This window comes from Micromonospora mangrovicola (genome assembly GCF_047200535.1).
In the GTDB taxonomy this organism is placed as follows: Bacteria; Actinomycetota; Actinomycetes; order Mycobacteriales; family Micromonosporaceae; genus Micromonospora.
Map to the genome: position 1 here is coordinate 1 of NZ_JBJZOG010000146.1, position 12,463 is coordinate 12,463.

At 74.3% G+C, this 12,463-nt stretch carries 16 protein-coding genes; 12 read left to right on the forward strand and 4 right to left on the reverse strand.

Annotation, left to right across the window (positions count from 1 at the left end; translation table 11 throughout):
- Window positions 1-168 precede the first annotated feature (168 nt).
- Window positions 169-1,629, forward strand: a complete 1,461-nt coding sequence (locus tag ACL02O_RS31600) for a hypothetical protein (RefSeq protein ID WP_412821843.1) — start codon at window positions 169-171, stop codon at window positions 1,627-1,629.
- Between the two features lie 39 nt (window positions 1,630-1,668).
- Here ACL02O_RS31600 and ACL02O_RS31605 read toward each other — a convergent pair whose 3' ends face one another.
- Window positions 1,669-2,253 (reverse strand): hypothetical protein, encoded by a 585-nt coding sequence (locus ACL02O_RS31605; RefSeq protein ID WP_412821844.1) that lies wholly within the window; start codon window positions 2,251-2,253, stop codon window positions 1,669-1,671.
- Window positions 2,254-2,381: 128 nt separating this feature from the next.
- Here ACL02O_RS31605 and ACL02O_RS31610 point away from each other — a divergent pair, with 128 nt between their 5' ends.
- Both ACL02O_RS31610 and ACL02O_RS31615 read left to right on the forward strand, forming a co-directional pair.
- Window positions 2,382-2,582, forward strand: coding sequence for a hypothetical protein (locus ACL02O_RS31610; protein ID WP_412821845.1), 201 nt, complete (start codon window positions 2,382-2,384; stop codon window positions 2,580-2,582).
- A 79-nt stretch (window positions 2,583-2,661) separates the two neighbouring features.
- Window positions 2,662-3,036, forward strand: a complete 375-nt coding sequence (locus tag ACL02O_RS31615; RefSeq protein ID WP_412821846.1) for a hypothetical protein — start codon at window positions 2,662-2,664, stop codon at window positions 3,034-3,036.
- Between the two features lie 4 nt (window positions 3,037-3,040).
- On the opposite strand, the gene ACL02O_RS31620 is transcribed toward ACL02O_RS31615, so the two are convergent.
- Entirely contained in the window at window positions 3,041-3,301 is a 261-nt protein-coding gene (locus tag ACL02O_RS31620; RefSeq protein WP_412821847.1) for a hypothetical protein, read from the reverse strand.
- 98 nt (window positions 3,302-3,399) lie between these two features.
- Between ACL02O_RS31620 and pip the strand changes: the two genes are divergently transcribed.
- Genes pip through ACL02O_RS31635 form a run of 3 tightly spaced genes read left to right on the forward strand, consistent with a single transcriptional unit; the run spans window position 3,400 to window position 5,428 of the window.
- Window positions 3,400-4,368, forward strand: coding sequence for a prolyl aminopeptidase (gene pip / locus ACL02O_RS31625; RefSeq protein ID WP_412821848.1), 969 nt, complete (start codon window positions 3,400-3,402; stop codon window positions 4,366-4,368).
- A 48-nt stretch (window positions 4,369-4,416) separates the two neighbouring features.
- A complete protein-coding gene (locus ACL02O_RS31630) occupies window positions 4,417-4,977 on the forward strand; it encodes a GrpB family protein (protein WP_412821849.1) in 561 nt (186 codons plus the stop codon).
- Between the two features lie 31 nt (window positions 4,978-5,008).
- On the forward strand, window positions 5,009-5,428 hold the full coding sequence (locus ACL02O_RS31635; protein ID WP_412821850.1) for a hypothetical protein: 420 nt from the start codon (window positions 5,009-5,011) through the stop codon (window positions 5,426-5,428).
- A 4-nt stretch (window positions 5,429-5,432) separates the two neighbouring features.
- Here ACL02O_RS31635 and ACL02O_RS31640 read toward each other — a convergent pair whose 3' ends face one another.
- Window positions 5,433-6,191, reverse strand: coding sequence for a hypothetical protein (locus ACL02O_RS31640; protein WP_412821851.1), 759 nt, complete (start codon window positions 6,189-6,191; stop codon window positions 5,433-5,435).
- Between the two features lie 136 nt (window positions 6,192-6,327).
- Between ACL02O_RS31640 and ACL02O_RS31645 the strand changes: the two genes are divergently transcribed.
- The 4 genes from ACL02O_RS31645 to ACL02O_RS31660 all read left to right on the forward strand — a co-directional run bounded on the left by ACL02O_RS31645 (window position 6,328) and on the right by ACL02O_RS31660 (window position 9,636).
- Window positions 6,328-6,840 (forward strand): hypothetical protein, encoded by a 513-nt coding sequence (locus tag ACL02O_RS31645; RefSeq protein WP_412821852.1) that lies wholly within the window; start codon window positions 6,328-6,330, stop codon window positions 6,838-6,840.
- Between the two features lie 75 nt (window positions 6,841-6,915).
- A complete protein-coding gene (locus tag ACL02O_RS31650; protein ID WP_412821853.1) occupies window positions 6,916-7,749 on the forward strand; it encodes a metallophosphoesterase family protein in 834 nt (277 codons plus the stop codon).
- Window positions 7,746-8,405 (forward strand): 4'-phosphopantetheinyl transferase family protein, encoded by a 660-nt coding sequence (locus ACL02O_RS31655; RefSeq protein ID WP_412821854.1) that lies wholly within the window; start codon window positions 7,746-7,748, stop codon window positions 8,403-8,405. Before ACL02O_RS31650 ends, ACL02O_RS31655 begins: the two co-directional genes overlap by 4 nt.
- 202 nt (window positions 8,406-8,607) lie before the next feature.
- On the forward strand, window positions 8,608-9,636 hold the full coding sequence (locus ACL02O_RS31660; protein ID WP_412821855.1) for a GGDEF domain-containing protein: 1,029 nt from the start codon (window positions 8,608-8,610) through the stop codon (window positions 9,634-9,636).
- Here the strand turns inward: ACL02O_RS31660 and ACL02O_RS31665 are convergent.
- A complete protein-coding gene (locus ACL02O_RS31665) occupies window positions 9,633-10,463 on the reverse strand; it encodes an MmyB family transcriptional regulator (protein ID WP_412821856.1) in 831 nt (276 codons plus the stop codon). The genes ACL02O_RS31660 and ACL02O_RS31665 overlap by 4 nt on opposite strands.
- 131 nt (window positions 10,464-10,594) lie before the next feature.
- On the opposite strand from ACL02O_RS31665, the gene ACL02O_RS31670 reads away from it, so the two are divergent.
- Window positions 10,595-10,984 (forward strand): nuclear transport factor 2 family protein, encoded by a 390-nt coding sequence (locus ACL02O_RS31670; protein WP_412821857.1) that lies wholly within the window; start codon window positions 10,595-10,597, stop codon window positions 10,982-10,984.
- Between the two features lie 213 nt (window positions 10,985-11,197).
- A complete protein-coding gene (locus ACL02O_RS31675; protein WP_412821858.1) occupies window positions 11,198-12,283 on the forward strand; it encodes an alanine racemase in 1,086 nt (361 codons plus the stop codon).
- Window positions 12,284-12,463: the final 180 nt, after the last annotated feature.

Here is a 12,463-nt window from a genome sequence, read left to right on the forward strand (position 1 = left end):
GACGAACAGGGCGATGCGCATGTCCAGCCCTCCCGGGTCGGTCCGGACCCGTCGGGGACCGGGGTGGGCTGGGGCCCGCGCGCCGACGACGGTACCGTTGCGCCTCATCATGCCCTGCGGGGCGGTTATCCGCCGGCCTGACGCTGGCGAACCGACGGAGGATGGCGAATGTCCAACGGCGAGGAACCGTTCGCACCCCACGACGACGTGGCCGGGCGGCCGAGGTTCGAGACGGCGCTGCGTGGCTACGACAAGCGCCAGGTGGACCGGTACGTCGAACAGCTGGACGGCGAGCTGTCCGCGGTGGCGGCCGCCCGGGACCGGGCGTACTCGCAGGTGCGGGAGCTGACCGCGCAGACGCAGCGGGCCGAGGCCGAGGCCGCCGAGCTGCGGCAGCGACCCGCCCCGGTGGACCGGGCGTCCTTCCGCGACCTGGGCCCGATGGTCGACCAGATCCTCGACCTGGCCGAGCGGCAGGCCGGGCAGATCACCGAGGCCGCCGGCAAGCGCGCCGCGGATCTCCAGGCCCAGGCGGAGAAGGTGCTGGCCACGGCCCGGGAGGAGGCCGCCCGGGAGCGGCAGGAGCTGGACGAGGAGCTGTCCACGCACCGCGCCGAGGCGGAGCGGGCGGAGGAGGAGCGGCGGACCGTCGCGCAGGCGGAGCTGACCGCGATCCGGGAGCTGGCGGAGAAGCTGCGCCTGGAGGGTCAGGCCGCCCACGACCGCGCGCAGCAGGAGGCGAAGCGGATCGCTGAGCAGAGCACCCAGCAGGTGGAGCAGGCCCGCTCGGCGTCGGAGGCGCTGGTGAAGGCGGCCCGCACCCAGATCCAGCAGGAGGTGCAGGCGAACCGGAGCAAGGCCCAGCAGGAGCTGGCCCAGTGGCAGGCCACCATGGCCCGCGAGCTGGACGAGCGGCGGGGCGCCGCCGAGCAGGAGCTGGCCGACCGGGCCAGCGCCGCCGAGCGGGACATCGCCGCCCTGGTCGCCGAGGCCCAGCAGTACGCCACCGAGGTGCGTGAGCGGGCCGACGAGGAGAACGCGGCCCACCAGGAGCAGCTGTCCACCGTGCAGCAGGAGATCCAGCAGCGGCAGGAGGCCCTCGCGCAGTTGCAGGCGGAGCTGGACACCGTCGCCAAGGAGCTGGAGCGGAGCCGGCAGGAGATCGGGACGGTCGAGCAGGAGGGCGCCGCGCTGGAGGAGCGCCTGGTCGAGGTGCGCCGGGACCTGGCCGCGGAGACCCGACGGCTGGAGGACGCGCGGCGGGCGGCGGACCTGGCCGAGCAGCACGCCAAGGAGACCCGGGCCCGGGTGCAGCGCGAGGCGAAGCGGGTCGCCGACCTGGCCGCGGCGGCGGTCATGGCGGCCGCCGCGGGCGGCTCGGAGACCGCCGAGTATCCGACGGTGGCGGCGCGAGCGGCGGACGAGGCCATGATCCCCGCGCCGGCGGAGCGGCCCGCCATCCCGATCCCCGGCCCGGAGCGGCCCGCCCTCGAGGCCGTCCCGGAGCTGGACGGTCCCAGCTTCAACGCGTTCGCGGTGCGGCCGCCGACCCAGCGGAGCGCCCCAGGGGCGGAGGCCACCGGCGAGCTCACCGCCGGCCCGGACAAGGGGGCTCCGGCCAACGCCTGACGGATCGACCCGCTGGCCGGCGCCCGCTGCGGGTGCCGGTCAGGAGCCCGCCGGCACCCCGGCGTCGAGCTGCCCGATCAGCGGCGCGAGCAACGCGTCCAGCTCCCGGGCGAGCACGGTGACGGCCCGGCGGGCGGCGGCGGGTACCGCGTCACCGGGCCCGTCCGGCGCGGGCGGCAGGTCGGCCATCGGCAGCGGCGCCTGCACCTGGAGCGTGGCCCGCAGGTGCGGGACGCGGGTCAGGTCCCGCTCGGCCGGCGTGACGAACTGGCCGAACACCTCCGGCCAGTCCCGCCAGCCCCGGTCCCGCTGCCACTGGCGACTCCAGGTCAGCTCCGCCGGCCACCGGGAGACCACGGTGACCGCGCAGGTGAGGCTGCCGTCCCACGGACTGCGGACGCAGCTCGCGGAGACGACCCTCCGGTGCCAGCGCAGGTACGGCGGGTCCAGGGCTGCGACCAGCCGCCAGGCGGCCACGGCGAAGGTCACCGGCGCGATGTCGCCCCACGCGTCGGCGAAGTCGCCCAGCCGGCGGGACACCTCGGCCTCGTACCGGCCCTGCCCGCCGGCACCCCGCTCCCGGTCGAGCTGTTCGTCGAGCCAGAACGCCCGGACTGTGCCCATCGTCGTCTCCGCTCCGCCGTCCGCTCCTGCCATCATCGCCCCGACCCGCCGCCGCCGGTGACCCATCGGGCGGCCGGCGCGCCGCCTCGTCGGGTACGCGGGCGACGGTCTTTTCGATCTGGTCGCAGGTGGACGCGGCGGGCCAGATCGCGGGCGGCCCTCCGGCCGGTTGGATCGGCCAGCGGACCTCGCTGGGTGCCGGGGTGGTGACGGCCGGCGTCTTCCTGGTCCCGGCGGTGTTCTGGTTCGCACTCGCCGCCCGGCGCTCCCCGGCACGCGTCGAGGCGGCGATGCCGGACGACACGCGCGCGGTGCAACCGGCAGCCTGAGGACCTTGCCCCGAGCCTCGAAACATGTCAATATTCTGATCACTTTGCGTGTGCCTTTGACTTCGGGGGGTTGATCCACGTGCGGAAGGTTTCCTCGGCCGCGGCGGCCGTCACACTGACTGTCGCCTGTGCGGGTGTCGCGGTGGTCGGCGCGGCGGCGCCGGCGAGCGCAAGCTGCAGCCACTTCCACGAGAACGTCGACACGGCGTACGGCCAGCTCTTCAACGGCAGCAACGTCAACATCCGCTCCGGCCCGCACACCAGCTGCACCTCGCTGGGGTACGGGCAGCTCAGCCACTACGTCGACTTCCACTGCTACCACAGCGGTGACCGGGTCACCGCGAACGGGCACACCACCTACACCTGGACCTATCTGAAGGACACCACGACCGGGATTTCCGGCTGGGTCGCCGACGCCCTCCTGGACGGTCTCGGCAGCGGCATCGCCTGCTGAAGCCTCAGCGGTCCTCGGCCGACATCGCCGCGTCCAGCGCCGCCTCCCAACGCCGCAGGTCCGGCTCCGGCCAACGGTGGCGGCGGACGCAGGTCCAGCGGGCCGGATCCGTGGACACCCGGCACCCACCCAGTGCGATCCGCCCGGCCCGGGCGGCCTCCCGTGCCGCCGGGCCGGGCAGGCCGTACACCAGCGGCACCCCGTCGCTGCCGCAGCGGGGACAGCACGGCGCGACTCGACCCGACTCCCGCCCCTCCCCGGTCATGGCCGGAACGTAGCAACCGGCACCGATCACGGCGACCCGGCACAATGCGGTGCGGTGCCGGCGCCACCAGGCCGGCCTGTCCAGGGAGGGGCGAGCCGATGACCCAGGCCGAACCGGGCCTGTACCCGCCGATCGAGCCGTACGCCACCCATCGGGTGGCCGTCGGCGACGGCCACGAGCTGTACGTGGAGGAGGTGGGCCGGCCGGACGGCGTACCGGCGGTCTTCCTGCACGGCGGCCCCGGCGGCGGCCTGGTGCCGGCGGCCCGACGGTTCTTCGACCCGGACCGCTACCGGGTGGTGCTGTTCGACCAGCGGGGCGCGGGCCGGAGCACCCCACCGGGCGGCCTGCACGGCAACACCACCTGGCACCTGGTCGACGACCTGGAGGTGATCCGGGAGCGGCTCGGGATCCCCTCCTGGCTGGTCTTCGGCGGGTCGTGGGGCGTCACGCTCGGCCTGGCGTACGCGCAGGCCCACCCCGCCCGGGTCACCGGGCTGATCCTGCGCGGCGTGCTGCTCATGCGGCGGGTCGAGCGGGACTGGTTCTACCAGGGCGGCCTGCGCCACCTCCAACCGCAGGAGTGGGAGCGGTTCGTCGCGCCGATCCCCGAGGCGGAGCGGGACGACGTGCTGGCCGCGTACCACCGTCGGCTGCACGGGCCGGACGAGGCCGAGGCGCGGGCGTACGCGACGGCGTGGGGCCGGTGGGAGGCGGTGAACTCCTCCCTGGTGCCGGACGCCGGGATGCTCGAACACTTCACCGCCGACGCGCACGCCCTGCCGATCGCCCGGATCCTGTCGCACTACGCGTGGCACGGCGGTTTCCTCAGCAGCGAGACGCAGCTCCTGGACGGCGTGGACCGCATCCGCCACCTGCCCGCCGTCATCATCAACGGCCGCTACGACCTCTGCTGCCCGCCGGTGTCCGCGTACGACCTGGCGCGGCGCTGGCCGGAGGCGGAGCTGCGGATCGTGCCCGACGCGGGGCACTCGGCGGCGGAGCCGGGCATCGCCCGGGAACTGCTGCGCGCCACCGACGAGTTCGCCGCCCGGCTCGCCGGCTGACGCTGCGCCGCCCCGTTTGATGTCGGACCGGCCAGGTACCAACGGCACATGGAACCTGACGCCCGGTCCGAGCCCTTCTGGTACCGCGTGGCAGCCGTCCGGATCAGCGACTATGACCCGGCGTGGCCCCAGCGGTACGCGGCCGAGTCCGCGCGGATCACGGAGGTGCTCACCCCTCGACTCGTGGCGATCGAGCACGTAGGCAGCACCGCCGTCCCGGGCATGGCCGCCAAGCCGATCATCGACATGCTCGTCGCGGTCCCCACCTACGACGATTTTCCTGACGTCGTACGTCGACTGCACCGCATCGGCTACCGCTACACGCCCGAGTCCGAGACGAGCGATCCTGATCGCCGCGTCTTTCGCAAGGGCCCCGACGACATCACCCGGATGCGGAGTCATCACCTTCACCTCACCGCGGAAGGAAGCCGTTACTGGCGGCGTCTGATCGCGTTCCGGGACCATCTGCGCCGTCATCCGGCGGAGGCGGACGCCTACGTCCGGCTCAAGCGCGCGCTGGCGGCCAGATACGCCGACGACTCCGCCCGCTACACCGACGGCAAGCACGGATTCGTGGTCGCGGCGCAACGGCAGGCCGGCGTGGACTGAAGCGGGAGGCCGTCGGCGGGTCCGGATCGGGATGACAGCGGGATCTTCCGCCCGGCATGATCACTGCCTGTCGCACGAGGACCTCGCGGACGTCTGGCGTCGGATCATCGTCGGTGACGGTAAGTCGTGGGTGGTGTTCCGGCACGGCACCTGCGTGGTGCTGCCCGATCCCGGTCCCGACACCGACCTGGCCGCGCACGCCGCGGACATCCTGCGGGAGTACGGCCCGGTCCACGCCGGCGGGCCGGCCGGGGACTTCGGCACGATCACCCTCGACCCGGGCCCCGGCTGGGCGGTCTACGGGCACCACGACGACGTGCTCACCTACGTCGGGCCGGACGAGGTCGAGCACCCGAGCGACCTCCTCGTCGGGCTGCACGGCCGGAGCAAGCGGGACCGGGACGGTCACGACCTCGAGGTCGTCCACGTCGAGGACCGGCGGGCCCGCTAGACCCTCACCCGTCCTCGGCCAGCAGGCCCCGGATCGCGTCGCCGATCACCGGGTCCACGGGGAACCGCGCCGCCAGCCAGTCGAGCGTCGCCCCAGCCGCCTCCCGGTTGCGCTCGTAACCGGGGACCATCCGGGCCAGCGGCAGCACCTCCGGCGGGTACGCCCGCTCCACCCGCCGGCTCGGGTCGAACGGATCCCGCCGGTGCGCCGCCGCCTCCGGCGCGGTCAGCCGCAGCAGGGCGAGCACCCGGTCCACCGCGTACGACTGGATGAACCGCGACGCGGTGAGCCGCTCCCCGCGCAGCTCACGGTGCAGGCCCACGTAGAGGTTGGTGAGCGCCTCGCCCAGGTGGAACTCGACGGTGTCGAACGGCGTGGCGGGCCGGGGCGGCGGCCCGCACTCGGCGAGCCCGGCGGGCGCGTCGGGGCGCTGCCACACCACCCGCGCGCCGGTGAACGGCAGCCGGGCCAGCTCGCCCACGGTGAAGACCGCGTACTCCACGAAGATCCCGTCGGCGTAGAGCGCCTTACGGCCGTTGCGCTCGTTGCGGAAGCTGTACGCGACCGGGCAGGGCGCCGCCAGCCAGTCGATCGGGTCGGCGTAGCGGGCCACCGCGCCGTCCGCGACCACGAGGAAGAAGTCCAGATCGGAGTGGGCGTCCAGCCGGTCGTGCTCGGCACCGGCCGAGCCGGGGCCGAGCAGCGCCAGGGTGTCCGGCCGGGTGGCGAGGTGGGCGGCGAGGTCGTCGAGTCGACGCAGCATCGGGTGCATCCGTCGTCCCTTCCGTGAAGAGTCGACGTTTCAGCCCGTACGGTCCTGTACCGCCGGGGTCGCGACACCGATGCGCCCATTCTGACCCAGCCGCCGTCACCCCTCAACCAGCGCTGGAGTCACCGGCATGCGGGTCCATGTGGGCGGCGTGGGGACCCTGCTCGCGGTCGCTTTCGGCGCGACGGCGTGCGTACCGGAGCCTGCTCCCCCGGCCGCCGCGCCGGCCGACCTGGCCGGCGGCTGGTGCGCCGCCCCCGGCGACCGGCTCGACCTCGACGCGGGCGGGTCGGCCCGGCTGAGCCACGTGTCCGACGGCTACCTCGCCCACCTGCTCACCGACCTGCGGGAGACCTGGAGCGACGAGTACGTCCAGCGCACGTACTTCGGTGGTCGCCGTCCGTCGTCCGCGCAGGGCACCTGGTTGTCCGCCACCGACGACGGCGGCTGGTCGTGGGTACGGGTCAGTTTCGGGGTACGCGAGGCCGCGGCGGACCGCGACCCGCAGTCCCCGGCACGGTTCCGGTTCCGCGACGCCCTGCGCGTCGAGCGCGACGAGCACGGCCTCGCCCTGGCGGCGTACGACGACGGGTCGACCGAGAACGACGCAGCCGCCTGGTTCACCCCCTGCCCGACCCCGTAGTGGTCGGCTTTCCGTCGTCCCGGCGGCCCCACGTGATCTATCCAGGCCCCAACCGCCGGTGGCAGGATCATCGGGGTGACGGGTTCACTGTTCGCGGTCAGTGATCTCCACGTGTCCTACGAGGAGAATCGCAAGGTGGTCGACCGCCTGCACCCGGAGTCGGCGGACGACTGGCTGATCGTGGCCGGCGACGTGGCCGAGCTGTTCGGCGCGGTCGAGGGGACGTTGCGGCTGCTCCGCGACCGGTTCGCGAAGGTGATCTGGGCGCCGGGCAACCACGAGCTGTGGACGCACCCGTCGGACCCGGTGACCCTGCGCGGGCAGGAACGCTACGCGGCGCTGGTCGCGATGTGCCGTGACCTCGGCGTGCTCACCCCGGAGGACGACTACCCGGTCTGGCGGTCCGCGGACGGGCCGGTGGTGGTGGCCCCGCTGTTCCAGCTCTACGACTACTCGTTCCGCGCCCCCGGCACCAGCACGAAGGCCGAGTCGCTGCGGCGGGCGTACGACGCCGGGGTGGTCTGCACCGACGAGGTGCTGCTGCACCCGGACCCGTACCCGGACCGGGAGTCCTGGTGCTGGGCCCGGCTGGCCGAGACCGAGCGCCGGCTGGCCGCCGTCGATCCGGCCCTGCCGACGGTGCTGGTCAGCCACTGGCCGCTGGTCCGGCAGCCCACCGAGGTCCTCTGGTACCCGGAGTTCGCCCAGTGGTGCGGCACCGAACGCACCGCCGACTGGCACGTCCGGCACCGCGCGGTCGCCGCCGTCTACGGGCACCTGCACATCCCCCGCACCACCGAGTACGACGGGGTGCGCTTCGAGGAGGTGTCGCTGGGCTACCCGCGCGAGTGGCGCCGGCGGGGCGGGGAGCCGCAGCCGATGCGCCGGATCCTGGGCGGCGAGCCGTGATCGAGACCCTGCTGCCACCGGCAGTCGTGTCCGTCCACGCGTTCTCCGACATTCCCGGCGAGGCCCCGTACCCCGGCGAGGAGGACCTGGTCGCGAAGGCCGTGGAGACCCGCCGCCGCGAGTTCGTCACCGCCCGTCGCTGCGCCCGGGAGGCGCTGGGCAAGCTCGGCCACGCCCCGGCCCCGATCCGCTCCGGCGCCCGCCGCGAGCCGGTGTGGCCGGCGGGGGTGGTCGGCAGCATCACGCACTGCGCGGGCTACCGGGCCGCGGCGGTCGCCCGGGCCACCGACCTGGCCGGCCTCGGCATCGACGCGGAACCGCACGACGTGCTGCCCGCGGGCGTCGGCGACACGGTGACAGTGGCCGGCGAGCCGGAGCTGCTGCGCCGGCTCGACCGCGAACGTCCGACCGTCCACTGGGGCCGGCTGCTGTTCAGCGCCAAGGAGTCGGTGTACAAGGCGTGGTACCCGCTGACCGGGCGCTGGCTCGGTTTCGAGGACGCCGAACTGTCCATCGACCCCGACGGTGGCGACTTCACCGCCCGGCTGCTCGTCGACGGCGCCCGCGCCGACGGCGGGCCGCCGCTGGCCGAGCTGCACGGCCACTGGCTGGTCGCGCGCGGCCTGATCGTCACGGCCGTGACCGTGCCCCGCTGACCGGGAAGCGCCTGCCCGCACGCCCGCGCGGCGGCGCTACCCCGCCGAGCGGGTCACCGCAGGCCAGGCACCATCGGTCACCCCGACGCTCACGGTGGGTGACGAGCGGGACGCCGCCGCGATCCGGGTATTGACGGTGGCCTGTCACACACCATTGAATTCGACTGATCGGGGTCGGGTTCAGCCCAAAGCGGTCGTCGGGGTGGCGGTGAATGCGGTGGACAGCGGGGTACGCGATCGCCGCCGCAGGACGCTGCTCAGCGCCGCGCTGCACGTCGTCTCGCACGGAGTCGCCGTCGTCTACTGCCTGCTGACGTTCACCCAGCCCAACCGGGGCCTCATGCTGGCGGTGTACGGGGGCGGCCTGCTGACCGGGGTGGTGGGCTCGTGGGCGGCGACGCGGGTGACCACCAAGGCGTCCGGGTACCGCGTCTCGTTCACCCTGCTGATGGTGACGCTGGTCGGCGCGGCGGTCGGCGCGTACTGGGACGGGGGCGTGGCGTCGCCGGCCGCACTGGGTTTCGTGACCACCGCCGTCCTGGTAGCCGCGCACACCCCGGGGCTGCGCATGATGCTGGGTTTGGAGGTGCTCACCGTCGGGGCGTACCTCGCCGTGGCCGCCACCGGCCGGCCGGCTCCGCCCGGGTACGTCTTCGTCTACGTCTCCGGCATGGTGGTCCTCGTCTCCGTCTTCGCCACCCAGAACCGGGCCCTGGCCCGCCAGCGTTCCCAGCTGCGGGCGCTCGCCTCGCTGGACCCGCTCACCGGGGCGCTGAACCGGCGCGGCCTGGCGGAGTTCGCCCGGCACCTGTTTCACGGCGGCTGCCGCCCCGGCCCGTCGCTGCTCTGCCTCGACCTGGACAACTTCAAGCTGGTCAACGATCGCCACGGCCACGCCGCCGGGGACGACCTGCTGCGCCGGGTGGTGGCGACGGCCGGCGGGGAGCTGCGGGCCGGGGACGCGATCGCCCGCGTCGGCGGTGACGAGTTCGTCGTCGTCCTCGCGGACGCGGACCAGGCTACCGCCCGGGCCGTCGCCGCCCGGCTCGACGCGGCGTTGGGGCGGATCGCCGGGATCAGCATCGGCGCCGCCACCGCCCCGGCCGACGGGGACACCCTCGAAGCCCTGCTCGGCACAGCCGACCGGCGCCTCTACCGCGCCAAACAGCGCAGCTGCGCGGACGTCGAGGGGCGTCCCCTGCTGTCCGGCCGCTCCGACGTGCCCGGTTAGCCCACGCCGCTCTCCACGACCCCGGCCAGGGACTCGGGCTCACCGGCCATCGTCGCCATCGCCCGCAGCAGCTCCGCCGTCGGAGCGTCCGCCGGGAAGAACGTCTCGATGGAGATCTCGTCCAGCGTCACGTCCCGGGGCGAACCGAACATCGTCATCGTGTAGAGCAGCGCAAGCTCGCCGTACCCGGTGGACAGCCGCAGGGGGACGACCAGGTCCTCGGCCGGGGCAGCGGTGACGCCGGTCGATTCGGGTGCCGGGTAGCTCTCCAGCTCCGCCAGCAGCTCGGCGAGGCCCTCCGCCGCGGTGCGGGCGAGCTGCCGGCGGACCCGGCGCAGCACGTGCGTGCGCCACTGCGCGAGGTTCACGATCCGCCGGGACAGGCCGTCCGGGTGCAGCGTCGCCCGCAGCACGTTGAGCCGCGGCGTCCGCAACTCCGCCGGCACCCCGTGCAGGAACATCGTCATGGCCTGGTTGGCGGCCAGCAGCTCCCAGCGTACGTTCACCGCCAGGGCCGGGTTGGGTTCGTGGCCGGCGAGGACGGCTTCGACCGCGGTCCGCGCCGCGCCGAGGTCGGTGAACGGCCGCTCGGTGTGCACCGGCGCGAACCCGGCGGCCAGGTAGAGGGCGTTGCGTTCCCGCAGCGGCACGTCCAGCTCGTCGCAGAGCCGCTCGATCATGCCGCGGCTCGGGTTGGCCCGCCCGGTCTCGACGAAGCTCAGGTGCCGGGCGGAGAGCTCGGCCGACACCGACACGTCGAGCTGTGAGCGGCCCCGCCGCTCGCGCCAGCGCCGGATCAGCACGCCCACCGGTTCCGTCCTGGTCATGGCATCAGCCTCACCCGTCGGGCGACGCGAGGCAATGACCTCCCAGGTAATCGACACCGACCGGGCCGGACCCGCACGGTTCCAGGTGTGGCAGCCGCCGCACCACATCGTCGACAGGAAAAGGAACCGCCATGACGTCCACATACCAGGCCGCCGTCGAGCGCTACGAACGCTTCTGGAACACCGGCAAGCCCGACGAGCAGCAGGAACTCGCCGCGGAGACGTTCGCCGACGACATCCGGTACCACGCGGTGATCGGAGTGCTCACCGGCCGGCAGGCGCTGGTCGACTTCCACGACCAGTTCACCGCGCAGATGGCCGACGCGGTGTTCCGGCGGCGCGGGGAGCCGCAGCTCCACCACGACCGGGGCCGGCTGATGTGGGAGATCGAGGTGGGCGACGGGAAGTCCTTCGCCGCCGGCACCGACGTGCTGGTCTTCGACAAGGACGGCCGGATCAGCGAGGTGACCGCCTTTCTGGACCGGGCGCCGGAGGGCTTCGACCCGAACGCCCACCACTGACCGCGGCCCCTCGGGAGGCGACCTCGATCATGGGGGCCTGGCCCGGCGGGGCGGTTTCCCGCCCCGCCGGGTGGGGCGTCAGTGGTCCCGCTCGGCGCGGCAGATCTCCACCGGCAGGGCCGGCGCGCCGTCGACCGGCGCCGGGCCCTCCGACGTGGCGGCGGCGCCGCCGGTGGCGACCACCGGCGGGCCATCGGTGGCATGATCACGAGCATGTCCGTGACACCCCGGCCGCCGGCCGAGCTGAGCACGCCGTATCCCGTGGTGGACGTGGACGTGCTGGACCGCAACGTTCGGGCGATGGCGGCGAGCGCCGCCGCGCGTGGGCTCGCGCTCCGGCCCCACGCCAAGACCCACAAGTGCGTGCAGATCGCCCGCCGTCAGCGGGAGGCCGGCGCGAAGGGCCTGACCGTGGCGACGATCGGCGAGGCCGAGGTGTTCGCCGAGGCCGGTTTCACCGACCTGTTCGTCGCGTACCCGGTCTGGGCGTCGCCGGCCCGCGCCCGGCGGCTGCGCGCGCTCGCCGAACACGCGTCGCTGCGGATCGGGGTGGACTCGCCCGAGGGCGCGGTCCTGCTCGCCGACGCCGTACGGGGCGCCGACGTCGAGCTGCTCGTCGAGATCGACAGCGGACATCACCGCAGCGGGGTGCGGCCGGAGTCCGCGGGCGAGGTGGCGCTGGCGGCGGCCCGACACGGCGCGCAGGTCGGCGGCGTCTTCACCTTTCCCGGCCACGGCTACACGCCCGGCCGGCGGGACGAGGCGGCAGCCGACGAGGCCACCGCGCTGGAACAGGCGGCAGCGGCGCTCACCGCCGTCGCCATCGAGGCGAGGGTACGCAGCGGTGGCTCGACACCCACCGCGGCCGTGGCGGATCCCCGGGGGCTCACCGAGATGCGGCCCGGGGTCTACGTCTTCAACGACGCGCAGCAGGTCGAACTCGGCGGTTGCGGCTGGCCGGACGTCGCGCTCACCATCGCCGCGACGGTGGTGAGCAGATCCGGGTCGCGGGTCATCCTCGATGCCGGCAGCAAGGTCCTGGGCGCGGACCAGCCGGCCTGGGCGACCGGGGGTGGGCGGCTGCCCGACCATCCCGACGCCCGGGTCACGGCGCTGTCCGAGCATCACGCCACGGTCGTCTTCCCCGCGGGTGGGCCCACTCCCCGGCTCGGGGAGGTCGTCCGGGTCGCCCCCAACCACGTCTGCGCCGCGGTCAACCTCGCCGACGAGCTGGTCGTCGTGTCCGGCGGCCGGGAGGTCGACCGCTGGGCCGTCGCCGCTCGCGGCGCCAACAGCTGAGGCTCGCGGCGTGGCGAAGGTCCTGATCACCGGGATGTCGGGCACCGGCAAATCGAGCGTGCTGCGGATCCTCGCCGCACGAGGACACCGCGCCTCGCCGTGCTCCCCGGCGGCCGGTTAGCCCCGGCGGGCTCGTGCTGCGCGCGTACCCGCCGCCCGCGTCGTCACCGGCCGCCCTTG